The organism is Streptomyces zagrosensis, assembly GCF_014203645.1.
Taxonomy (GTDB): domain Bacteria; phylum Actinomycetota; class Actinomycetes; order Streptomycetales; family Streptomycetaceae; genus Streptomyces; species Streptomyces zagrosensis.
Map to the genome: position 1 here is coordinate 117,684 of NZ_JACHJL010000021.1, position 22,759 is coordinate 140,442.

Genomic DNA, 22,759 nt, shown 5'->3' on the forward strand with positions numbered 1-22,759 from the left:
CGGGGCTCACGAACCCCGCTCCGCCCCCGGCGCTCGGGTCCGATTCGCGTATCTTTGCGGCGGGGCCGGACTGCCCCTTCGCCGCGTACCGTCACCGCTGCCAGCAGAAGAAGGACCACCCCATGGATTCGGCCCATCCCGTCGCCGCGCAAGCCGAGGCCACCGTGCCCGCTGCCGGGGACGGCGCGCCATCGCGCGCCCAGGGGTTGCCATCGCGCGCCGCCAAGCGGCTGCGCGAGGCGCGGTACGACCCGTACTGGCTGGCTGCCGCGCTGTTCGCGGCGTACGCGGCGCTGTCCATATCCCGCTATCGCCGGCTGTCCTCGATGTCCTGGGACCTGGGCATATTCGAGCAGGCGGTGCGCTCGTACGCGCATCTTCAGGCCCCGATCGTGGACCTCAAGGGCCCGGGTACCAATGTGCTGGGGGACCACTTCAGCCCGGTCACCGCACTACTCGCGCCGTTCTACCGGGTCTTCCCCACGCCGGTGACCTTGCTGGTGGCGCAGGCCGCGCTGTTCGCGATCTCGGCCGTTCCGGTCACCCGGGTCGCCGCGCGGCTGCTCGGCCGCCGACGCGGGCTGGCCATCGGCATCGCGTACGGCGTCTCCTGGGGCGTCCAGCGCGCCGTGGACTTCGACTTCCACGAGATCTGCTTCGCCGTCCCGTTGCTTGCCTTCGCATTAGAAGCGCTGTTGCGGGAGCGCTGGTTGGCGGCGGCCTGCTGGGCGCTGCCGCTGGTGTGCGTCAAGGAAGACCTGGGCGCCACGGTCGCGGCGATCGGCGTGGTGCTCTTTTGGCGTGGACGCCGCGCGCAGAGTTGGGTGACGCCGCTGGCGCTGGCCGTGGTCGGGTTCGGGGTTTTGGCCTCGGCGTTCGCGCTGGGTGTGGTGATTCCAGAGTTCAACACGGCGGGCTCGTACGACTACTGGAACAAGATCGAAGCCAAGGACGGCCCGGCTCCCACCATTCCCCTGGAGACCGCGCTGGGCACCCTGGGTTGGGTGCTGCTGCCCACGACCGGGTTGCTCGCGCTGCGCTCCCCGTTGCTGATCGTCGCGCTGCCGACGCTGGGGTGGCGCTTCGTCTCGCACGAGGAGCACTACTGGGGCACCGACTGGCACTACAGCGCGGTCCTGATGCCGGTGGTCTTCCTCGCCCTTGTGGACGCCGTGGCCCGCTCCCAGCACAGCCCGCGCGAGTGGTTGCGCTCATACGCCGGGCAGTTGCCGGCCGCCGCCGCGGCGGCGGGTCTCGCGCTCACGACGGCGCTGCCGTTGGCGAAGCTCACCGAGTCGGAGACGTATCGCAAGCCGGCCGCGGTGAGCGAGGCCGAGCGGTTGCTGGGGCGCATCCCCGACGATGCGTCGGTCGAGGCCAACATCGGTCCGATCAGCCGCCTCACCAGCCGCTGCCGGGTGTTTTGGATCGGCGGCACCCGCGGCGTACTCCCCGATTACATCGCCCTACAAGAGGCCACCACCCGCGCCCCCGACCAACTCGTGGGCTACGCCCACGATCTGCATCCCACCGCGCGCTACACCCACATCGGCAGCGCCGGCGGCGTGGAACTCCTCCAGCGCGTCGGCACGCCGAAGGCGTAGCCGGGCGAGTTCGCCGCAGGAGGCGCGGGGTGGTGCCGTTGGGAACGGTGTGCCGCAGGGGTGCGAGGCTCTCGCGCCGCGAGGCGGTGCGGGGGTCGGGAGCGGTGGCCGGGGCCGGATGCCGAGTCGGTGAGCCCGTGTCCCTGAAGGTAGTCGTGGCGCTCCACTTACGGAGCGTCATGGTGTGGGGAGCAGCACATCGAATGTTGTTTGCCTCGTGGGTCCGCACCGGCGATAGTCACGAGTGGTCACACTGACCATCCGGGCTGGCACAACGGGCCCACCGGCCCGGCTAACCGAGAACTGAACGAGGGAGTCCCGTGGCGCAGCCGATCACCGTGCCGATCACCGTACGTGGCTATGAGACGGACTCACAGGGACACCTCAATATGAGCGTGTACGTGCAGTACGCCGAACACGCCCGCTGGGCGATGTTCCAGGCCGCGGGCATCTCGCAGGCGGCGCTTCTTGAGGAGGGCTTGGGCCCGGTCAACCTGGAGACCACCATCAAGTATCTGCGGGAACTGCGCGCGGGCGACGAGGTCGAGGTGACGTGCTCGTTGGTGTGGGGCGAGCGCAAGACGTTCCGCATCGAGCAGACCATCACCAAGAAGGACGGCACGCTCTCCGCCGAACTCAGCAGCGTGGGCGGCCTGCTCGACCTCAAGGAGCGCCGCATGGTGTCCGACCCGCGCGAGCGCATCCGCGCCCTGGCCACCGAGCCACACATACTGTCGCTCTGAGGAGCCGCCCCGTACGGCGGGCTTCCCCGCGGCACATTCCCGTACGGCACGTTCTCCCCGTCCGGACAACTCCCGTACGGACAACTCCCGTACGCACCGCTCTCGCACCGCGGCACGCACCGCATCCGCACCGCGGGCCTCGGGTGCGGGCGGGGTGCCTGGGTAAGCACGAGGGCGCTCGGCAAACGCCTGCCCGTGGGCGGGCGTACGCCCCGAGCGCGGCCGGTGGGGTGCCCGGCTCACCAGGCGCGGAAGCGGAAGCTGCCCTTGCCGATCGTCACTTCGGCATCCGCGAACCCGGCCGCCCGCAAGCGCCTGGCCATCGAGTCGGGCGGCACCGGCACACAGGTGTCGCCGATGTGAAGCGCCCGAAAGCCCCAACTCGTCAACCCGTCACAGCCAGCGAAGACCCCGCCGGGCCGCAGCACCCGGCGCGCCTCCGCGAACACCCGGTCCTGGAGAGCCGGCGAGGGCACATGGTGCAGCATCGTGAAGCAGGTGACAGCGGTGTAGCGGCCCTCGGGCAGCGGCATATCGGCGCCGTCGCCGTGCACGACCTCGACACCGTCAGGGCGCCCCGCGTACTCCGCGCGCAGCCGGCGCGCCGAGTCCCCGTCCACCTCGATCACACTCAGCTTGGGTACCTTCCGCACCAACACCCGGGTCGTCGCCCCGTATCCGGGGCCGATCTCCAGCGCATCCTCACCCAGTTCCACGTCTTCGAGCGCCCAGGGCAGCAACTGCTGTTCCACGGCGCGGGCCCAGCGGTCGGAGTTGCAAAGCCAGCGGTGTACGCGATTCATCGGCATGCCGCGATGCTAGAAAGTGCCCGCTGCTGTCTGCTACGCGCTGGAGTGCCAACTAATGTTGCCATCCGGACAGCTCGTCCCCGACGTCTCCCCCAGCCAGTGGCTGCGCGAGGCGGTGGTCGTCGGCAGCTTCGCGTTGGTGGGCGGCGAATGGTTCGGGCGCCACCGGCATGAGGCCCACCAGTTGGCGTGGGCGAGGGAGGGCGTACTCGCAGTACGCGCCGAGGGCAGCACCTGGGTCCTGCCGTCCGCGATGGCGCTGTGGCTGCCGGCCCGTACCGTGCACGCCACAGGAGCCACCAGTTCCGCCGCGCTGCTACGCAGCCTGTACTTCAACCCGGCCCAGTGCCCGATCTCCTGGAGTTCGCCCACCGTGGTCGCGGTGTCCGCGCTGCTACGCGAGCTGATCTGCACGCTCGCGGACGGCTCGCTGAGCGCGGGTGCGCGCAAGCGCGCCGAGGCGGTCGTCTTCGACCAGTTGCGGCCGGTCTCGGTGGCCACCGTCCTCGCGCCCATGCCCACCGACCCGCGCGCCCGCGAGGTGGCGTTGGCGCTACGTACCGAACCGGCCAACGAGCGGACGCTCGCCGACTGGGGCCAAGTCGTCGGTGCCAGCGCTCGCACCCTGGCCCGCGCCTTCGTCGCCGATACGGGCCTGCCGTTCGGCCAGTGGCGCACGCGAGTGCGCCTCCAGGCGGCCATGCCCCTGCTGGCCGCGGGCGCACCGGTCTCCACCACGGCGCGCCGCGTCGGCTACGCGTCCACCAGCGCGTTCGTCGCCGCCTTCCGCCGCACGGTGGGCGTACCGCCACGGACCTACTTCAGCCCATCGGGCACCGCGCCGCCCCGCTGACAGCTCCGCCCCGGGGCGGACGGTGGAAAACCCTGCCGGCCCCGGCCCGAGGCGGACGGTGGAAAGTCCTGCCCAGAGGCCGGCCACCTCGGGCCCCGGCGCGCGGTCCGTCAGACCTCAAGCCCTCATCAGCGGGCCCCATGGCGTAGGCCCCGTTGCGTGGGCCCCGCGTCACCCAAGCGCCGCTTCGTCCGCCGCTGCGATGCCGGAGGCCCAGCCGTGGGAGTCTCGCCCCTTGAGCCGGTGCGTGACGGTCTGTGGGAACATCCGCCCGGTCGCCTCCCCCACGCTCACCCCACGGGCCGCAAGCACGGGCAGCGGGTCCACCGTCCGCGCCTGCGCCGCATCCTGTTGGGCCGCCGTCTCGGCCTGTCGCGTCGCAGTCAGCAACCGCTCACGAATGCGTCCCGCATAGGCGATGAGAAACGACTCCCGAAAGTCCCGGGTCCGCCGCGACCTGCCCTTCGCATGGTGCCGGTCGCCCGCGCGACGCATGGCGGTGGTGGCCTGCACCAACAGCGAGGTGTGCAGGAGCTCCACGAGTTCCAGGTCCGCCTCGTACCCGACGACCGTCGAGAACCCGAACTCGGCCGACCACACCGCATGGCAGCGGTTCGCCTCGGCCACCGCGCCAAGGAGCAGCGCCTTGGCCGACTCGTACGGACCCTCCACGCCGATCCGGCAGGCGTCGGGCCCTGCACCATCGCCGCCCGCGGCATCCGCTGCGCCCCGCCGTGCCCAGTCGTCGGCCGCGAGCAGCGCCTCATCGATGCTGTAGCGGGCCATCAGTTGCTGAGCCTTGGCCGAGAGCGCCTCGGCCTCCTCGGGGTACTCCGTTGACTCGGCCTTGGCCAACAGCGCCCGCACCCGCTCCAACAGCCGCGGCTCGGCGGGCCGCGAACGCTCCCCCGCACGCCCAGCGCCATCCCGTACGGAACCGGGTACGGAACCCCGTACGAAGCGCCCTGCGCCGTCTCGTACCCAGTCGCCACCGCGCGCACCACCAGGCCGCGCGCCCCCGCCCGGCGGCGGCCCGATCGGGGTGAGCGGCGGCAGCCGCCCGATGCAGCGGAGCACATCCAGCGCGCATCGCGCCGTGTCGAAGCGACTGGACCGCTCCCGCCGCGCGAACGCCTCCAGATAGCCGCCCTGCCCGCCGTCCCACCACACCGTGGCCGCCAATTCCCCCAGTTGCGCGACCCACCGCGCGGGCAGCCGCTCGGCCGGGTGGCGGCGGGCCTCGTCGGCGATCAGGTCAGTGATCAACCGGACGCGATCGGCGGGCAGTTCGCGCCGCACCAGCCGCACCACATCGGCCGGATACCAGCCACTTGACCAGCGCAGGGCGAGGCTGTCGCCGGCGGCGCGCAACAGCGCGCGGCTCGTGGCCTGCAAGCCATCGGGCGCGGCGGTCAGCGCGGACGCGCCGGCGTCAAGCGCCAAGTCCACGGCATTGGCATCGGCGCCTACTGGCACGCTCAACGCCTCCCGCAGCACCCGATCCACCAGCGCATCCGCCGCGCCACGCTCACTCACCACTCGTCTCCCGCACCACTGTTGAGCCCCGCTGTCGAGCCCTGCTGTCGAACTTCGCTGTCGAACCCTGCTCACGAGCGCCCGCGCCGGGCGCTCCCGCTGGGCCTTCCCACCGAACCTTCCTGCTCCTGAACGCCCGCGCCGAACGCCCCGCGGTCGCTACAACGTCCGCCGGGCGGTGGTCGGCGAGGAGCCGACCACCGCCCGGCGGCGGGGATGGAACCGGGCCCGGGCCCGGTGCAGGACGGCGCGCGAAGGCGGCATCCGCGGGAAGGATCAGACGGCGCTGCCCGCGACCCACTCGTTCCAGTCCATGTTCCAGCCGTTGAGCCCGTTGTCCGGCTTGATGGTCTTGTCCGGGGAGTTCTTCATGACGACGACGTCGCCCAAGATGGTCTGCTCGTAGAACCAGGACCCGTCCTGCGAGGGGTCGCCCGCACCCTTGGCGTCGTTCAAACCGATGCAGCCGTGGCTGGTGTTGGCGCCACCGAAGATCGAGTCGGAGCCCCAGTAGTTGCCGTGGATGAAGGTGCCCGACGTGGACAGCCGCATGGCGTGCGGCACGTCCTTGATGTCGTACTCACCCTTGCCTGCCTCGTTCTTGAAGCCGACCGTCGAGCCGTCCATCCGGGTCTCCTTAAACTTCTCGGAGATGACCATCTGGCCGTTGTACGTCGGGTTGGCAGCGCTACCGGCCGAGATCGGAATGTCCTTGATCTTCTTGCCGTCGCGCACCACTGTCATCCGCTTGGTCTTGGCGTCAACCGTGCTGACCTGCGAGCGACCGATCTTGAACTTGACGGTCTTGTCCTGAACGCCCTGGACGCCAGTGGATGCCTCCACGCCGTCAAGCTTCATCTTCATCGTCACCTGGGACCCGGCCTTCCAGTATTCCCGCGGCCGGAAGTCAAGGCGGTTGGGGCTGAACCAGTGGCCAACGACCTGCTGGCTGCCGGTGGTCGTGACGTTGATCGCGGACTGGACGGCCTTCTTGTTCGTCACCGGCTTGTCGAAGTTGATCGAGACCGGCATGCCGACGCCGACCGTGGAGCCGTCCTCCGGCGTGAAGCTGCCGATGAAGCTGTTCTTCGGGGAGACCGTGGTGAAGGAAGCGTTCTCGGTGGCCTTGCGGCCCTCGGAGTCCTGGGCGCTCGCCTTGATCTTGTAGACGGTCGAGCGCTCAAGCTGACCGCTCGGCTTCCACGAGGTGCCATCCGGAGATATGACGCCGGGCACCTCGGTGCCCGCAGCACTGGTCATGACCACTTCGGAGAGCTTGCCATCGCTCACGGAGACCTTGGCGTCACTGTTGATGCCGGCGTTGTCAGCGCCATCCTTCGGCGTAATCTTGATGTGCGCGTCGGACGCGTCCTCGGCCGCCGCCTTGTCCACCTGAGACTGCGACTTGCCCGGCTTCTCCTTGTCGCCACTACCGCTGTCGCCACCGTCATCCCCGCCACAGGCAGAGAGAGTCAGTACGCCACCGAGCAGAGCAGCCACGGCCACCAGGCCCTTGCGGCGCTTGCCGTCCGTCATCACACGCTTCTCCATTGCTGCTGAACCCCGTCAATCCCCGAGCCGGACCGTCGGGCAAACACGCGTACCGGCCATTCCTTATTAACGCGCGCACCTTTTGGGCCGTTCCACTCCCAGTAAAACTGTGGGCAACGCCACTCACCAAAAGACCCCGGTCAGACCATATGCCTGACCGGAGTCGCGGTGGTACGGATCAACCTCTGCCTCCCCTTTCGCGGGCCACTTCGTTATCCTTCCGCCGCGCGCCGCGCCGCCCCCACCAGCGGGGCACCCGACTGCGCTCCCGCTACCGCGACCGCCGCCCCATTACCAGCTCACGGCTGCCGATAGCCACCCGCCCATCCCCCGGCCGGGTCGTACGTGGCGTCGGGGTCATCCGCCGCGGCATCGATCCGCCCGCCGAATCCCACATCACCGGTGCCGCCCGCCGGGCCGTCCACCGCATCGCGCTCCACGTCGTCCGCGTCCGCACCTTCGCCGTCGTCCGCGTCCATGCTGTCGTCGTCCAACAGGTCTTCGTCGTCCAGCCCCCACACCTCCGTGTCGGGGTCATAATCGATCTGTTCGCTGCTCCACGACGCCTGGGCGAGTTCGAGCCCCGGCACCTCTTTGACCAGGTCGTACGGGTCAATGAGATATGCGAGCGCCTCGGCGTGGTCCTCGCGGATGGCCGTGCGCGCGTGCCCGCGCTCCTCCTCGGGCATGAACGCATCGCTTTGAATCTGCTCCAGTGCGGCGACGGCCAGTTGATCGGCGTCGGTGATATCGAGTACGAGCTCCACGCGGAGCCGTACAAACCGGGATGTTTCAGAAGTGCTCATGTTCCGGAGCGTAAGCGGCTTGGGCCCGGCCTTTCGCGCGACCCGCAGCGGTCACTACCATCGGCCGATACAGGGCCAATTGGCCGTCAGCACAAGGGGGATCTCTTACGTGACCGCCGCACGCCGACCGCTGCTCACCGCCGCTGCCGCTGGCGCGCTGCTGTGTGCCTTGTGGTTCGTGCCCTCCGCGAAGGCGACGGAGGGCAGCCACGAAACCCAGCAGTCCTCGTCACAGAGCGCGTCAGGCGCCGGCTTGGACAAGCCGTCACACGGGCTACACCTGGCCGAATCCGGCAGCATGGACACCACTCCTTACCTGGTGGGCGGCGCCGGCTTTCTCGGCCTCGGCGCAACCATGGTGACCATTTCCGTACGCCGCTCGCGCACCGTATAAACCCCAGCGCGCCAGCTGATCGGCGCCCGCAACCGACACCCGCAACCGACGATCATTACCGCCCCGGTCCCTGGACCATCGATCCAGGCCCACCAGACAGGGTGCGGCAAACGAACGGCCCGGCCGCTCCCCGCGGTCGGGCCGTTCGTCCAGTCGTCAGTCGGGCCGTTCGTCCGCTCGTCAGCGGGGCGGCGTTACGCGAGCGGCCCCGTTACCGACTCCACGGCCTCGACGAGCGCACCGGAGCGTACGAACGCCTCGGCCGCCGCCAGGTCAGGCGCGAGGAAACGGTCCGCCCCCGGCCCCTCAACGCCCGCCGCCCGCACGGCCGTGAGCAGCGCCTGCGTGGCGGGGGCCGGGGTCATGCCCGTGCGCAGTTCGACGGCGCGAGTGGCGGCGACCAGTTCGACGGCGATGATCCGGGTCAGGTTGTCCACTGCGGTACGCAGCTTGCGCGCGGCCGACCAGCCCATGGAGACATGGTCCTCCTGCATCGCGGAGGACGGGATGGAATCGACCGACGCCGGAACCGCGAGCCGCTTGAGCTCGCTGACCAGCGCGGCCTGCGTGTACTGAGCGATCATCAGGCCCGAGTCAACGCCCGCGTCGGCGGCGAGGAACGGCGGCAGCCCGTGCGAGCGGTTCTTGTCGAGCAGCCGATCGGTGCGGCGCTCCGCGATGGAGCCGAGGTCGGCGACGGCGATGGCGAGGAAGTCCAGGACGTAGGCGATGGGCGCACCGTGGAAGTTGCCGTTGGACTCGACTCGGCCCGTGCCGTCCGGGCCGCGCAGCACCACGGGGTTGTCCACCGCCGCCGCCAGCTCGCGTTCGGCCACCAGCCGGGCGTGGGCGAGGGTGTCCCGGCCCGCGCCCGCGACCTGGGGTGCGCAGCGGATCGAGTACGCGTCCTGCACCCGCGGTGCATCGTCTTGGTGATGACCCGTCAGCTCGGAGCCGGCCAGCACCCGCAGCATGTTGTCGGCGCTCAGCGCCTGGCCCGGGTGCGGGCGAATGGCCTGCAACTCGGGGGCGAGCACCCGGTCCGTACCGAGCAGCGCCTCAAGGGAGAGCGCAGCCGTGATGTCGGCCGAGGTGAACAATCGGGCCAGGTCGGCGCAGGCCATGGCGAGCATGCCCAGCATGCCATCCGTGCCGTTCAGCAGCGCGAGCCCTTCTTTTTCGCGCAGCTCGACCGGCTCGATGCCGTGCTCGGCCAGCAGCTCTGCGGCGGGCCGCAGCGCTCCATCGGGGCCCGCCGCCTCGCCCTCGCCCAGCAGCGTGAGCGCACAGTGGGAAAGCGGCGCGAGGTCGCCAGAGCAGCCGAGCGAGCCGTACTCGTGCACGACCGGCGTAATCCCCGCGTTGAGGATGGCCGCCATCGTCTCGACCACCACCGGGCGAACCCCGGTGTGCCCGGAGGCCAGCGTCTTCAACCGGAGGAACATCAGCGCGCGGACCACCTCGCGCTCGACGTGCGGGCCCATTCCGGCCGCGTGGGAGCGCACGATGTTGCGTTGGAGCTGCGTGCGCAGATCGGGGCTGATGTGCCGGACGGCGAGCGACCCGAAGCCCGTGGAGACCCCGTACACCGGATCGGGCTTGGCCGCCAGCTCGTCGATGACCTGCCGCGCGGCTGCCACGGCGGCAAGGGCCTGCGGCGACAGCTCGACGCGTGCAAGGCCGCGCGCCACAGCGATCACGTCCTCAGCGGTCGTACCGGACGTCCCCACCACCACAGATTGCATATCCATATTCAGGCACCCTAGAGACTGAATCGCGAGCTGTCACCATCCCCCTGTGCTGCCGTGAGCAGCGGCGTACGCACCGACTCCTGTGCTGGCTCCCTTACCGGCCTTTCGTGCTGCCTGCTGCGCCAGCTCCCGTACCGGCTTTTGCGCCAGCGCCTGCACCGGCCTGTGTGCCGCACAGCCTCAGCGCCGCCCGCGCCCCCCGGCGAAGCCGCCGCCCGGTACGCCGCCACCACCGGTCAGCCCGCCGCCCGAGGGGCCGCCGGGGCCCCCGGAGGCGGAGGTTCCACCCGAGGCGCCGCCACCGGAGACGCCACCGGGCGGGGGGCCGCCCTTGCCGTGGGCCGTGGCCGTGCCGTTGCCGCGGCTTCGGCCCCGGATACGCCGCCGGTCGGCGGTCGGGGTGGGGGCGTCGGCGAGCCGAACCACCGGATCATCGGTGCCACCGTCGCGCCCGGCGACCACCGGGCGATCGGAATGAGCGGCCTTCGCCCGGTACTGCGCCGCGTCGGCCAGCCGGAACAGCCGCCGCGCCGAGCGCACGGGGCCGATCGGGTCGCCCGTGGACGCCACCCCGCAGGCGACTCCCTCGCCCAGCTCCAGCGCGCCCGCCCGGCGGCACAACTCCTCCGCGACCGCCACCACGTCATCCGTCGCCGGGCCGACCGCGAGCAGACAGAACTCATCACCGCCAAGCCGCGCCGCGAGAGCCCCTGGCAGCATCGCCCCGCACACCGAGAGCACCGAGCCGAACCGTTCGAGCAGCCGGTCGCCCGTCTCATGCCCCAGCGAGTCATTGACCCGCTTGAGCCCGTTCAGGTCGCACACCACCAAGCTCACCACCGCGCCCTGCCGGCTGTGCAGATCCAGCGCCTCGTCAAGCCGCATGTCCACCGCACGCCGGTTGGCGAGCCCGGTCAACGGGTCGGTGAAGGCAAGCCGGTGCGCCTCCTCAAGCCGCTCGCTTTGGGCGATTCCGGCGGCGGTGACCGACGCCAAAACGGTCGCGAAGTCAGCGTCGGTACGTCCAAACACCGGCCGCCCCAAAGGCCGCGCCACATACAGCTCGCCCCACGCGCGGCCCCGCAACACGATCGGCGCCACCACACAGCAGCCCCGCCCGCGGCGCCGCAGCGCGGCCACCCGCCGCGCCTTGCGCCCCCCGCGGCCTATGCCCCACAGCGGGTCGTCGGCCCCGCGTTCGCCATCCGAGCCGCTCAGACCTGTCGGCCCTTGCGGCCCGGCCGGCCCTTGCGGATCGTTCTCGTACGCCGCCGACTCCACCCAGGCGTGGGGCTCGCCCCCGGTGATCCATCTCTCGTGCAAGAACTCCGCGATCTCGGGGAAGTCATGCACCGGGTACACCTCATCGGCGGGAAACTCCTGCTCCCCCGGCGCCAGCTCCCCGACGTTGACCAGCACGCGCAGCCGCCCCAACTCGCGCTCCCACACGCAGATCGCGGCGAACGACCCCTCCAGCGCACGGAGGGCACTGAGCGCGGCAGCGCGCATCGACTCCCGTGCCGTGTGCGCGGCGGCCATCCCCTGCGCCAGCCCCACCACGGCAGCCAGCCGCGCATCGCCCTGGTCCGACACCTACGCCCTCGCATTCCGTCACTGTCTGCACACGCCTGCATCCCAGCGTAAGAAGCGTAAGAATGTTCGGCGAATCTCGCTGAGGGAGGTTTGAAAGCGTGCGGAGGCTCACACGGGATGCGCTCGGCCCGCCTCCGAAGTGTCGTTCAACGTTGAACATCGGTCAACGCCTGCCGCCCCCCGGCCTCCCGCACCGGGGCACGCTCAGGCACCGGCCGGCCGCCCCCACCCGCCGAACAGCCCGCACACGCCGGCGGGCTCACGCATCAAGCAGCCCGACCCCACACCGCCGGCAGCTCACTCCCCGGGCCACTGCGGCGTCCGCTTCTCGTTGAACGCGGCCACCCCCTCCGCCCGGTCACCGGAGAACGCCACCGCCCGCCACGCCGCGTCCTCGACCTCAAGCCCGGCCCGTAGATCAAGTCCCTGGCCCAGCCGTAGGGCCCGCTTGGCGGCCCGCAGCCCGACCGGCGAATGGGCGGCGATCTGACCGGCCAGCTCAAGCGCCGCCGTCCGCGCCTCGCCCGCATCCACCAGGCGATCGACGAGCCCGAGCTCCCGCGCCTCATCGGCGGCAACCCGGCGCGCCGAGAAGACCAGTTCGGCAGCGCGCGCCGCACCCACCCGGCGCGGCAAGAGCTGGGTGCCCCCACCGCCCGGAATCACGCCCACCGACACCTCCGGCAGCGCCACCACGGCCGTACGGTCGGCCACGATCACATCGCACGACAGCGCCAGCTCGAACCCGCCGCCCAGCGCATAGCCGTGCACCGCGGCGATCGCCGGCACCGGCAGCTCCAAGACCCCCGTATACGCCCCGCGGGCCACCGGCCGCTGCCGGACCAGCTCGGCATCGCTGAGGGAGTTGCGCTCCTTGAGGTCGGCACCCACGCAAAAGGCCCGCTCGTGCGTCGAGCTCAGCACCACAGCGCGCACCTCCGGGTCATCACCCAGCGCGGTGCAGGCCGCCGCGATGGAGCGGGCCATTTCCGTCGATACGGCATTCATGGCCTTCGGCCGGTCGAGCACCAGCTCGGCCACGAAGCCGTCCCGCCGCACGGCCACCCATTCCCCAAACCGCTGCTCACCCATCACGCCACCCTCCCGGTTAACGACCGTAAACCTGTCACCGGATCATCGCAGCCATACGCACGCCCCCGCTACGCCCCAACCCACTCACCCGCGGGCCCCTGACACCCACCACGGCACGTGTACCCGGCCCCTCTCGTCCCCGGCGCCGCCACCGGGAACCACAGCCGGACGCCACCACTGGGCGGCACTGCCGAGCGCCACCACCCGCGTCACCCCCGGCGCGACAGCAGCCACGGCTCCACGACGCCGAGCCCCCGCACCGGGCGTTGCCACATGGGTTGGAGCGCGAACCGGTATTTCACGGTCTCGCCCTCCTTCTCGGCAGCGGCGGTCTCCGCCTCGGATACCGGTGCGTCCCCGGTCCGCGACAGTTCCTGCGCGAGCGCCCCGTCAACCAGCACGGTGTCCTTCGGTGCTATCGATGTCAGACGACTGGCCAGATTCACCGTCGTACCAAATACGTCGCCCATCCGCGTGGTGACCGTGCCGAACGCGAGCCCCACCCGCAACTCCGGCATCGTCTCGTCGTGCGACAAGGTCTCGATCATCCGCAGCCCGATCTCCGCGGCCACTCCGGCGTCGTCGGCCGCGTACAGCACCTCATCGCCCAGCGTCTTGATGAGCCGCCCCCCATGCGCCGCCACCAGGTCGGCGGCCGTGGTCTCGAACGCCTCGACGAGCTCGCCCAACTCCTCTTCCTCAAGCCGCCGAGTGAGTCGTGTAAACCCGACCAGGTCCGCAAATCCGACCGCCAGTCGCCGGTTGACCATCTCCGCGTCGTCCTGCGTCTGCACCACGCGCCCGGTCGCCGCCGCGAGCTGCCGCCGCCACACATAGACGATGAACTCCTCCAGCTCCGGCAGCAGCAGCTCCACCAGCGGGTACGCGATCTCCGTCCGCGTCATCCCCGGCTCCTGCGGCTCCGTGAGCCCCTCCAGGAAGGAATCGATCTGCCAGTCGGCGAGCCGCGCCGTGGTCTGCCCGGTCGAGCGCGCAACCTGTACCGCCATCGCGTCGCTGAGCAGCCCGGCCTCGACCAGGCCCGAAAGACGCCGCAGCGCCAACACGTCCGCCTCGGTCAGCGCCTTCGCCTGGCCAATGTCCGCGAAGCCCATCGCCCGCCAGAACCGGGACGCCGACTCCATCGACACCCCGGCGCTACGGGCGGCCTGGAAGGGCGTGTACCGGCGCTCGGCGCCCAAGATGAGCTGCTCCAGCTTGAGCGCGATCGGGTCGTCCTCAACGGCTGCGGCCCGCTCGGCCGCAGCGCCCCGATCGTGCCCAATGCCCGGATCGGTCCGCGCACTGGACTCAGCCGCGGCACTCTGCCCGGCCGGCGACTGCCCTGACGGTGATTGGCCAGCCGGCGATTGGCCAGCCGGCGACTGCCCCGGCAGTGATTGCCCCGGCGGCGACTTCCCAGCCGGCGATTGGCCTGACAAATCGCTTGCCGCCCCGGCTCCCCCCGCCGCCCCGGACGTGTCGTCGGCCCGCGGCTCGGAGCCCTCCCGGAGGTGGCTGTCAGCCCGGGGCTCGGTGTCCTGCCTGGGCTCTCCACCGGCTACGGAACCGCCGGCGCCGGCAGAACCCGGCCCCGTATCGGCGGGATTGTGCTCTGCATTTTGCTTCGCGGTTGGCTTCACGGTTCGCTGCGCGGTTTGCGCTGTGCTCTGCTCCGCGTTCCGCGCTGTGTCCTGCTGTGCGCTCTTCTCCGTGTCTTGCTGGATGTCCTGCTGCATGTCCTGCTGCATGTCCCGCTGCGCGCCAGACGGGCTTGCGGGGACCGTGTTGCCGGCACCCGAGTCATCGACGGTCACCGGCGTCCCCTTGTCCGCGGCGTAGTCGCCTTCGGCGAGGAGGCCCCCATCCCTGTCAGGTCCCTGCGCACTGCCCTTCCGTTCTTCCGCTCGCCCGCGACGCCCCGCGCGCCGTTGCACGCAACGCCACACGCACCACCGCGCGCGAATGCACCTACGCGGATACCGCACGCACCACCCGTCACTCACCGTGCCCGGCACCGCGAGGGGCACCCCATGAGCGGCGCCTCGCGGAACACCACGTCGGCGGCAGCGCCTGCGCTACAGCCACAGCCACAGCCACAGCCACAGCCACAGCCACAGCCACGATGGCACCGCCTCCGCGGCCGTCCCACCCCGCCAGCTGCCGGATGGACGGACCAGCACAACGATACGACAGGTGTGCCGTAGCTCACTCTCCCGGCGAAGCCGGACGCAGATGGACGATGTCCCCAGCGGACACCGCCTCCCGACCGCCTCCCTCGGTGGCGATCACCAACTGGCCGTACCCATCGATGGCCACGGCCTCCCCGACGCACTCCCGCTCCCCGGGCAGCAGCGCCCGCACGGACCGGCCGAGCGTGGCGCAGCCGGTCGCGTACGCCTCCTGTAGCCGGCTGGCCGCCGGGTCGCCTTCGGCGTCCCGCCACTCCCCGTACCACTGCTCAAGGGAGCGCAGCACGGCGCGCAGCAGCGGATCGCGGTCCACCTCGCTGGCGCCCGCCAGCGTGAGCGAGCCCGCGCCCGCTACGGGCAGTTCGGCCGCCCGCAACGAGACGTTCAGCCCGACGCCGACCACCACGCCGCCAGCACCCCCCGACGCGTCCGTCCCCGCGGTGTGGGCCTCGCCCGCGTCCCTGTCCGCGCTGGTGCCTCCCCCAGCGCCAGCGCGTGCGCCGGCCGGGCTCGGCGCCGGCGTGCGCTCCGCGAGGATTCCCCCGAATTTGCGCTCCTCTCCGTGCACGGTGACCAGCAGGTCGTTGGGCCACTTGAGGGCCGTGTCTACGCCGGCCGTGTGGGAGATGGCGTTGGCCGTCGCCACCCCGGCGAGTAGCGGAAGCCAGCCCCACCGCTCCACGGGGACGGTGGGGCCCGGCTGGAGCAGTACGGAGAAGAAGAGCCCGGAACGCGGCGGCGCGGTCCAGCTGCGGTCGAGCCTGCCGCGTCCTGCGGTCTGCTCCTCGGCGACCAGCACCTGCCCTTCGCTGGCCCCGGCCGCGGCGCGCGCGACGAGATCGGAATGGGTGGAGCCGGTCCGCGGCAGCACATCGAGCGCCGTCCACAGCCCGCCCGGGCGCACCAGCGCACGCCGGAGCGCGGACTCGTTGAGGGGCGGTCGATCAAGGTCGGACCAGCGTTCGCCGCCGGAGAGTCGGGGGGTCTGGGGAGTGTCAGATGACGTCATACGGGTCAGCCTAGGAGGCGGAGGACCCTGATCCGTGGACGTCACACCCACCCGAAACGGAACGAAAAGGTGTGGCCAACGCCGCACCGCCAGGCCGCGGTCACGCCGATACGCTACGAGTCGGTAGCCACGGCCACCCGCGCGGCATGAACAGGGAGCGCGGAAAGCCCACCCCCCGAGGACGAGCAGGAGCCGCATCCCGATGTCCGAGCCGGATTACGACATCCACACCACCGCGGGGAAGCTCGCGGACTTTCAGCGCCGGGTGCAGGAGGCCACGCACGCGGGCTCCGCCCGGGCGGTGGAGAAGCAGCACGCGAAGGGCAAGCTCACCGCGCGCGAGCGAATCGAGCTGCTGCTGGACGAGGGGTCGTTCGCCGAGCTTGACGAGTTCGCCCGGCACCGCTCGACGAACTTCGGCATCGAGAAGAACCGCCCGTACGGCGATGGCGTGGTCACCGGCTACGGCACCGTGGACGGTCGTCCGGTGTGCGTGTACTCGCAGGACTTCACCATCTTCGGCGGCTCGCTGGGCGAGGTGTACGGCGAGAAGATCGTCAAGGTGATGGACTTCGCGCTCAAGCACGGCTGTCCGATCATCGGCATCAACGACGGTGGCGGCGCGCGCATCCAGGAGGGTGTGGTCGCGCTCGGCCTCTTCGCGGAGATCTTCCGCCGCAATGTGCACGGCTCGGGCGTGATCCCGCAGATCAGCCTGATTGTCGGCCCGTGCGCCGGCGGTGCGGTCTACTCTCCCGCGATCACGGACTTTACGGTGATGGTCGATCAGACCTCGCATATGTTCATTACAGGGCCTGATGTGATCAAGACGGTCACGGGTGAGGATGTGGGCTTCGAGGAGCTCGGCGGCGCCCGTACGCACAACACCACGTCGGGCGTGGCACACCACATGGCGGGCGACGAGAAGGACGCCATCGAGTACATCAAGGCGCTTCTTTCCTACCTGCCTTCCAACAACCTCTCCGAGCCACCGGCCTTCCCGGAGACCGCCGATATGGAGGTCACCCCGGAGGATCTGGAGCTCGACGTCCTGATCCCGGACTCGGCGAACCAGCCGTACGACATGCACAAGGCCATCGAGCACATCCTGGACGACACCGAGTTCCTGGAGACGCAGGCGCTGTTCGCGCCCAACATCATCACCGGCTTCGGCCGCGTCGAGGGCCGCCCCGTGGGCATCGTGGCCAATCAGCCGATGCAGTTCGCGGGCTGCCTGGACATTGACGCGTCAGAGAAGGCGGCCCGCTTCGTCCGCACCTGCGACGCCTTCAACGTCCCGGTGCTGACCTTCGTGGACGTGCCCGGCTTCCTGCCCGGAGTGGATCAGGAGTACGGCGGCATCATCCGGCGCGGCGCCAAGCTGATCTACGCGTACGCGGAGGCCACCGTTCCGCTGATCACGGTGATCACCCGCAAGGCGTTCGGCGGGGCGTACGACGTGATGGGCTCCAAGCACCTGGGGGCCGACTTGAACCTGGCCTGGCCCACGGCGCAGATCGCGGTCATGGGCGCCCAGGGAGCGGTCAATATCCTGCATCGGCGCGCCATCGCCGCGGCGCAGACCCCGGAACAAGCCGAGGACCTACGCCAGAAACTCATCGCCGATTACGAAGACGCGCTGCTAAATCCGTATGTCGCGGCCGAACGCGGGTATGTGGACGCTGTGATCATGCCGTCGGAGACACGCCGCCACATCGTCCGCGGGCTGCGGACGCTGCGGAACAAGCGCGAGTCCCTGCCGCCGAAGAAGCACGGCAACATCCCACTGTAGGAGGGCCGTTGACATGGTGATCAAGGTTGTACGGGGTAACCCGACCCCCGAGGAGCTGGCCGCCGCCCTGGCAGTGGTGCGAGCGCGCGCGGTGGCGTCCGGCGCCCCCGCGCTCGGCGAGGAAGCGCCAGAGGAGTGGTCCGACCCGGCCCGCACCATTCCCGGCCGTCGCCTCCCGCACCCGGGTCCGAAGGCGTGGCGCACCGCGTACTGGCCCGCCTGAGCGCGCCCGGCGAACGGCTTCGAAGGCGAAACCACCAGAGAACCAGCACCACGGCGCTCGGCGCCTGAGTATGCATACTCAGGCGCCGGCTGCCGTTCCGGCGCACCATGTTCCGCATGCTGTGGTCCGACCCGCCCGAAGAACCCCCCGATGAGCTGCGCAGGACGGAGACCATGGTCCGTCGTGCGGGCACGGTGCTTGCGGTCGCCACGGTCGTCCTGTTGATCATCATCACGCTGGGCCCGTAGGCCCTGCCGTCACCGTTCCAGGACGACGGCCATGAGCACGGCGTTCACCGCGAGCGTGGCGCACAGCAGGGCGAGGCAGCCGCTGAGCAGTCGGCGGCGCAGTTCCGCGTAGCGGGTCTCGTACTCGGTGCTGAGCTGGTGGCAGCGGTCGCGGATGCGTTCCAGCGTCCAGCGAGTGAGCCTGAGCCGCTCCTCGGCGTAGAGGCGTACGACGGTGTCGTGTTCGGTGGGGCTGAGCCAGGCCATGCGGCTGGCGAAGATTTCGGCGTCGGCCCTGGCCTGCTCCCGCTCGGCTTGCAGCAGTAGGTACCCCTCCAGCTGGGCGATGCCCGAATCCGCCCCCAGGGTCTCCCGGTCGTTGCGCATGACGCCCTCGCCGGCCTCGCTCAGCGCTGGTCGCCGGAGAGCGGGGCTGCCCAGCCCTTGTCGACGTCCACCATGTCCCGGCGCCCGACGTTCTCGTCCTGGTCGATCGCGGCAACGTCGGGATGGTGCAGGTCGAAGGCCGGCGACTCGGAGCGGATACGTGGGAGGCACAGGAAGTTATGACGGGGCGGCGGGCAGGACGTCGCCCATTCCAACGAGCGACCGTAGCCCCACGGGTCATCGACCTCGACTCTCGGCGCGTACTTGGCCGTCTTCCACACGTTGTAGAGGAATGGCAGCGTGGACAGGCCCAGCAGAAAGGCGCCGATGGAGGAGATGGTGTTGAGCATGGTGAAACCGTCGGCGGCCAGATAGTCCGCGTAGCGCCGGGGCATGCCTTCGACGGCGACCCAGTGCTGAACGAGGAACGTGGTGTGAAATCCGACGAACAGGGTCCAGAAGTGAATCTTCCCCAGCCGCTCGTCGAGCATCGTCCCGGTGAACTTGGGCCACCAGAAATGGAATCCGGCGAACATGGCGAATACCACGGTGCCGAACACCACATAGTGGAAGTGGGCGACCACGAAATAGCTGTCGGTGACGTGCCAGTCGAGCGGTGGCGAGGCGAGAATGACGCCGGTCAGACCGCCGAACAAAAAGGTGACCAGAAAGCCGACCGACCACAGCATGGGCGTCTCAAACGACAGCGAGCCGTTCCACATGGTGCCGACCCAGTTGAAGAACTTCACTCCGGTGGGGACCGCGATCAGGAAGGACATAAAGGAGAAGAACGGCAGGAGTACCGCGCCGGTGGGGAACATGTGGTGCGCCCACACGGTCACCGAAAGGCCGGTGATGGCGACCGTCGCGGCGACCAGGCCGATATAGCCGAAGATTGGTTTTCGACTGAAGACAGGAAGGATCTCGGTGACGATGCCAAAGAACGGCAGAGCGATGATGTAGACCTCGGGATGGCCGAAGAACCAGAAAAGATGCTGCCACAGGATGGCCCCGCCGTTCGCCGGATCGAAGATGTGCGAGCCGAACCTGCGGTCTGCTTCCAGCGCGAAGAGGCTGGCCGCCAGCACGGGGAAGGCGAGCAGCACCAGCACGCTGGTCAGCAGCACGTTCCAGGAGAAGATCGGCATGCGGAACATCGTCATACCGGGCGCGCGCATACAGATGATGGTTGTGATGAAGTTGACCGCGCCGAGAATGGTGCCAAAGCCTGACAGCGCCAGGCCGAGAATCCACAGGTCCCCGCCTGTGCCGGGGCTGTGTTCCTTCCTCGACAGCGGCGTGTAGGCAAACCACCCGAAGTCCGCTGCGCCGTCGGGAAGCAGCAGCGCACTCACGGCGATGAGCGAGCCGAAGAGGAAGAACCAGTAGGCCAGCATGTTCAACCGCGGAAAGGCCACGTCGGGCGCGCCGATCTGAAGCGGCATGATGGCGTTGGCGAAGCCGGCGAACAGCGGGGTCGCGAACATCAGCATCATGATCGTGCCGTGCATGGTGAATGCCTGGTTGTACTGCTCGTTCGACAGGATCTGGGTGCCAGGCCGGGCCAGTTCGGCCCGCATCACCATGGCCATCACACCGCCAAGGGCAAAAAAGCCGAAGGCGGTCGCCATGTACATGGAGCCGATTTTCTTGTGGTCCGTGGTGGTCATCCAGACGATCACCGCCTGTCCCGGTCGTCTCTTGCGCACGATCGGTTCGGTATCCACTGTGGTCACCGCATGGCCCTTTCACCGCCAACCACCCACCTGTATAGGCAGGACGTTCCGCTCACGGACCACCGGAATCTCCGCATTGCCCCATGGCACTGCTGCTGACATTGCCCATGACCGTGCAGCATCCTTGATAACGCACAGCGGGCCGCGAATGCCGGATATACGGCCCGGCGCGCGCCGGGATGCCCTCGGTCGTGTCGGCGGATGCCCGGTGCGGACGGAACGACCATCGCCGCCGGCCCGGCGCAGGGCCCTGGTACCGCTGGCCGCGGTGCCCGCGAGCGTCTCTCTACGATGTGCGCATGAACGCCCATCACACCGAGCACACCGGCCCTCGCCGTCTCATCCTCGCCTCACAGTCGCCCGCCAGGCTCGCCCTGCTCCGGCAGGCGGGTCTTGCCCCCGAGAAGATGGTCAGCGGCGTGGACGAGGACGCCATCAGTGCCGACTCACCTGCGGAGCTGGCGGGACAGCTCGCCCAGGCGAAGGCGGAGGCCGTGTCCGCGCGCCCCGACGCGGTGGACGCGCTCGTCATCGGCTGTGACTCGGTGCTGGAGCTGGACGGCCAGGCGTTCGGCAAGCCGGCGGACGCCGAGGAGGCCATCGCGCGCTGGAAGGCGATGCGGGGCCGCTCCGGCATCTTGCGTACCGGCCACTGCGTCATCGACACCGCGACCGGTCGGCGTGCCGGCGCCACCGCATCGACGACGGTCCGCTTCGGAGACCCCACGGATGCGGAGGTCGCTGCCTACGTCGCCAGCGGCGAACCGCTGAATGTGGCGGGTGCCTTCACTCTCGACGGCCGCTCGGCACCCTTCATCGACGGCATCGACGGCGACCCGGGCAATGTGATCGGCCTGTCGCTGCCGCTGCTGCGCCGCCTGCTGGCCGAACTGGACACGGCCATCACTGACTTGTGGCAGTCGCCGGCGCAGTGAGGCGACACGAGGCGCGCCAGGCAGACGGGCGCGCCAGGCTCACGCCCCGTCGCTTAGCGTCATGCGTTTCGTGGTCGGTGCCAGATCATGCGCTCGTGGTCGGTGCCGGGCCGACCGGACTGCCGTCCTGCTTCCGGCCGCCGTCCACGGCCTCGGCCCGCTCACCGTCGTAACTGAACAGACTGAGCACGATCAGCCCAAGCACGACCATCATGAAGGTGAAGGCGGGCCAGCCGACGAGGCCGACCGCGAAGGCGCCGAGCAGCCCATGCGTGACCGCGCAGGTGATGAGCAGGATGCGGGCGAAGCGGCCGGGCGGCAGGTCGGTGATGGCCATACGGAGCAGCACCACGCCGCAGCCGAGCAGATAGAGACAGATCAGGCCGCCTGCGACCCAGGTGGCGATGGTCATGGCGCCGGGGTCCAGGTCGGCGAGCGACATGTCCTGATGCTCCACGACCAGGCCCAATATCCAGTTCAGCAGCGCGATGCCGACCGCCTCGACCATCAGCACCACAGCTGCCACAACGGCCACCGTTCTGCGCGCCACCCGAGCCACCTCTTTCGTGCCGCCCAAGGGTCGTTACCCCCGGTACGCCGTCCTCGGAACGCTACTAACGGGTAGGCACGTGGACAAGGGGTATGCGGCGCATGCCTTCGCCCGCCGGGTGGGGACCGCGCAGCGGACGCCACAGAGGCAAAGTTTCCGCCCGGCATTCGTAGAGTCTCCACAAAGAAACACCGCTCCGGACGAGCCCACCGCATCGAGACCTTGCCCACACAGGGAAGCGTCAAGCGGCCCAGAAAACCGGGCGTACCGTGGAGCAGCAGGGGTTTTGGTCCCTCCGTTGAGACCTGACGGGCACGCTCTGTGGTCAAGCTCACGTCCGGTGACTCCTCGGCGCACAGTGTTGCCTGTACCTAAACTCTGCTTGTTTCAAGGAGGGAGCCATCGTGCGCAAGGTGCTCATCGCCAACCGTGGCGAAATCGCTGTCCGTGTTGCTCGTGCCTGTCGGGATGCGGGGATCGAGAGTGTGGCGGTGTACGCGGACCCGGATCGCGATGCGCTGCATGTGCGGGTCGCTGATGAGGCGTATGCCCTGGGGGGTGATACCCCGGCTAGTAGTTATTTGGATATGGGCAAGGTGCTGGGGGCTGCGGCGGAGTCGGGGGCGGATGCGGTGCATCCGGGGTATGGCTTCCTTTCGGAGAACGCTGATTTCGCGCAGGCGGTGTTGGATGCGGGGTTGGTGTGGATTGGTCCGCCGCCGGCGGCGATTCGTAGTTTGGGGGACAAGGTCGCTGCTCGGCATATTGCGCAGCGGGCGGGTGCTCCGTTGGTGGCGGGGACGGCTGATCCGGTGGCGGGGGCGGATGAGGTGGTGGCCTTTGCGCGGGAGCATGGGTTGCCGATTGCGATCAAGGCGGCGTTTGGTGGGGGTGGGCGTGGTTTGAAGGTGGCTCGCTCGTTGGGTGAGGTGCCTGAGTTGTTTGACTCGGCGGTGCGGGAGGCGGTGGCTGCCTT

At 69.7% G+C, this 22,759-nt stretch carries 21 protein-coding genes; 9 read left to right on the forward strand and 12 right to left on the reverse strand.

From position 1 onward, the window contains the following. The first annotated feature begins 122 nt into the window (after window positions 1–122). Both FHS42_RS29890 and FHS42_RS29895 read left to right on the forward strand, forming a co-directional pair. Window positions 123–1,604 (forward strand): DUF2079 domain-containing protein, encoded by a 1,482-nt coding sequence (locus FHS42_RS29890; protein ID WP_184577796.1) that lies wholly within the window; start codon window positions 123–125, stop codon window positions 1,602–1,604. 320 nt (window positions 1,605–1,924) lie between these two features. Continuing rightward, a complete protein-coding gene (locus FHS42_RS29895) occupies window positions 1,925–2,347 on the forward strand; it encodes an acyl-CoA thioesterase (protein ID WP_184577799.1) in 423 nt (140 codons plus the stop codon). A gap of 239 nt (window positions 2,348–2,586) precedes the next feature. On the opposite strand, the gene FHS42_RS29900 is transcribed toward FHS42_RS29895, so the two are convergent. Continuing rightward, a complete protein-coding gene (locus FHS42_RS29900; protein WP_184577802.1) occupies window positions 2,587–3,156 on the reverse strand; it encodes a class I SAM-dependent methyltransferase in 570 nt (189 codons plus the stop codon). Between the two features lie 55 nt (window positions 3,157–3,211). Between FHS42_RS29900 and FHS42_RS29905 the strand changes: the two genes are divergently transcribed. After that, the gene (locus FHS42_RS29905; RefSeq protein ID WP_184577806.1) at window positions 3,212–4,009 is read left to right on the forward strand and encodes an AraC family transcriptional regulator; all 798 of its coding nucleotides are present in this window, start codon (window positions 3,212–3,214) and stop codon (window positions 4,007–4,009) included. Window positions 4,010–4,180: 171 nt separating this feature from the next. Here the strand turns inward: FHS42_RS29905 and FHS42_RS29910 are convergent, their stop codons facing one another. The 3 genes from FHS42_RS29910 to FHS42_RS29920 form a co-directional block, all read right to left on the reverse strand. Then, on the reverse strand, window positions 4,181–5,545 hold the full coding sequence (locus FHS42_RS29910) for a DUF2786 domain-containing protein (protein ID WP_312867094.1): 1,365 nt from the start codon (window positions 5,543–5,545) through the stop codon (window positions 4,181–4,183). A gap of 276 nt (window positions 5,546–5,821) precedes the next feature. Further along, window positions 5,822–7,081, reverse strand: a complete 1,260-nt coding sequence (locus FHS42_RS29915; RefSeq protein WP_246495601.1) for a L,D-transpeptidase — start codon at window positions 7,079–7,081, stop codon at window positions 5,822–5,824. Between the two features lie 314 nt (window positions 7,082–7,395). Then, the gene (locus tag FHS42_RS29920; protein WP_246495602.1) at window positions 7,396–7,902 is read right to left on the reverse strand and encodes a hypothetical protein; all 507 of its coding nucleotides are present in this window, start codon (window positions 7,900–7,902) and stop codon (window positions 7,396–7,398) included. 109 nt (window positions 7,903–8,011) lie between these two features. Here FHS42_RS29920 and FHS42_RS29925 point away from each other — a divergent pair, with 109 nt between their 5' ends. After that, window positions 8,012–8,296: a hypothetical protein gene (locus FHS42_RS29925; RefSeq protein WP_184577812.1), complete on the forward strand. Its 285-nt coding sequence runs from the start codon at window positions 8,012–8,014 to the stop codon at window positions 8,294–8,296. 194 nt (window positions 8,297–8,490) lie between these two features. Here the strand turns inward: FHS42_RS29925 and hutH are convergent, their stop codons facing one another. The 5 genes from hutH to FHS42_RS29950 form a co-directional block, all read right to left on the reverse strand. Next, window positions 8,491–10,047: a histidine ammonia-lyase gene (hutH, locus tag FHS42_RS29930; protein ID WP_184577815.1), complete on the reverse strand. Its 1,557-nt coding sequence runs from the start codon at window positions 10,045–10,047 to the stop codon at window positions 8,491–8,493. Between the two features lie 180 nt (window positions 10,048–10,227). Next, window positions 10,228–11,586, reverse strand: a complete 1,359-nt coding sequence (locus FHS42_RS29935) for a GGDEF domain-containing protein (RefSeq protein WP_246495625.1) — start codon at window positions 11,584–11,586, stop codon at window positions 10,228–10,230. A gap of 351 nt (window positions 11,587–11,937) precedes the next feature. Continuing rightward, on the reverse strand, window positions 11,938–12,732 hold the full coding sequence (locus FHS42_RS29940; protein ID WP_184577818.1) for an enoyl-CoA hydratase/isomerase family protein: 795 nt from the start codon (window positions 12,730–12,732) through the stop codon (window positions 11,938–11,940). A gap of 209 nt (window positions 12,733–12,941) precedes the next feature. Next, complete coding sequence (locus FHS42_RS29945; RefSeq protein ID WP_376772746.1) at window positions 12,942–14,018, reverse strand: adenylate/guanylate cyclase domain-containing protein; 1,077 nt, start codon at window positions 14,016–14,018, stop codon at window positions 12,942–12,944. A gap of 922 nt (window positions 14,019–14,940) precedes the next feature. Continuing rightward, on the reverse strand, window positions 14,941–15,933 hold the full coding sequence (locus FHS42_RS29950; protein WP_184577821.1) for a biotin--[acetyl-CoA-carboxylase] ligase: 993 nt from the start codon (window positions 15,931–15,933) through the stop codon (window positions 14,941–14,943). A gap of 202 nt (window positions 15,934–16,135) precedes the next feature. On the opposite strand from FHS42_RS29950, the gene FHS42_RS29955 reads away from it, so the two are divergent. The 3 genes from FHS42_RS29955 (at window position 16,136) to mmpB (ending at window position 18,196) form a co-directional block, all read left to right on the forward strand. Next, the gene (locus tag FHS42_RS29955; RefSeq protein WP_184577824.1) at window positions 16,136–17,725 is read left to right on the forward strand and encodes an acyl-CoA carboxylase subunit beta; all 1,590 of its coding nucleotides are present in this window, start codon (window positions 16,136–16,138) and stop codon (window positions 17,723–17,725) included. A 16-nt stretch (window positions 17,726–17,741) separates the two neighbouring features. After that, window positions 17,742–17,948 (forward strand): acyl-CoA carboxylase subunit epsilon, encoded by a 207-nt coding sequence (locus FHS42_RS29960; RefSeq protein WP_312867096.1) that lies wholly within the window; start codon window positions 17,742–17,744, stop codon window positions 17,946–17,948. Window positions 17,949–18,064: 116 nt separating this feature from the next. Continuing rightward, a complete protein-coding gene (gene mmpB / locus FHS42_RS38335) occupies window positions 18,065–18,196 on the forward strand; it encodes a morphogenic membrane protein MmpB (protein WP_281392899.1) in 132 nt (43 codons plus the stop codon). Window positions 18,197–18,205: 9 nt separating this feature from the next. Here mmpB and FHS42_RS29965 read toward each other — a convergent pair whose 3' ends face one another. After that, window positions 18,206–18,562 carry a hypothetical protein gene (locus FHS42_RS29965; protein ID WP_184577830.1) on the reverse strand — a complete coding sequence of 119 codons (357 nt, stop codon included), beginning with the start codon at window positions 18,560–18,562 and terminating at the stop codon, window positions 18,206–18,208. A gap of 20 nt (window positions 18,563–18,582) precedes the next feature. Then, window positions 18,583–20,298, reverse strand: coding sequence for an aa3-type cytochrome oxidase subunit I (gene ctaD, locus FHS42_RS29970; RefSeq protein ID WP_446696888.1), 1,716 nt, complete (start codon window positions 20,296–20,298; stop codon window positions 18,583–18,585). A gap of 299 nt (window positions 20,299–20,597) precedes the next feature. Between ctaD and FHS42_RS29975 the strand changes: the two genes are divergently transcribed. Then, entirely contained in the window at window positions 20,598–21,233 is a 636-nt protein-coding gene (locus FHS42_RS29975; protein WP_184577834.1) for a Maf family protein, read from the forward strand. Window positions 21,234–21,318: 85 nt separating this feature from the next. On the opposite strand, the gene FHS42_RS29980 is transcribed toward FHS42_RS29975, so the two are convergent. Next, on the reverse strand, window positions 21,319–21,783 hold the full coding sequence (locus FHS42_RS29980; RefSeq protein ID WP_184577837.1) for a hypothetical protein: 465 nt from the start codon (window positions 21,781–21,783) through the stop codon (window positions 21,319–21,321). Between the two features lie 404 nt (window positions 21,784–22,187). Here FHS42_RS29980 and FHS42_RS29985 point away from each other — a divergent pair. Beyond that, a partial coding sequence (locus FHS42_RS29985) for a biotin carboxylase N-terminal domain-containing protein (RefSeq protein ID WP_312867095.1) occupies window positions 22,188–22,759 on the forward strand: 572 nt, incomplete at its 3' end.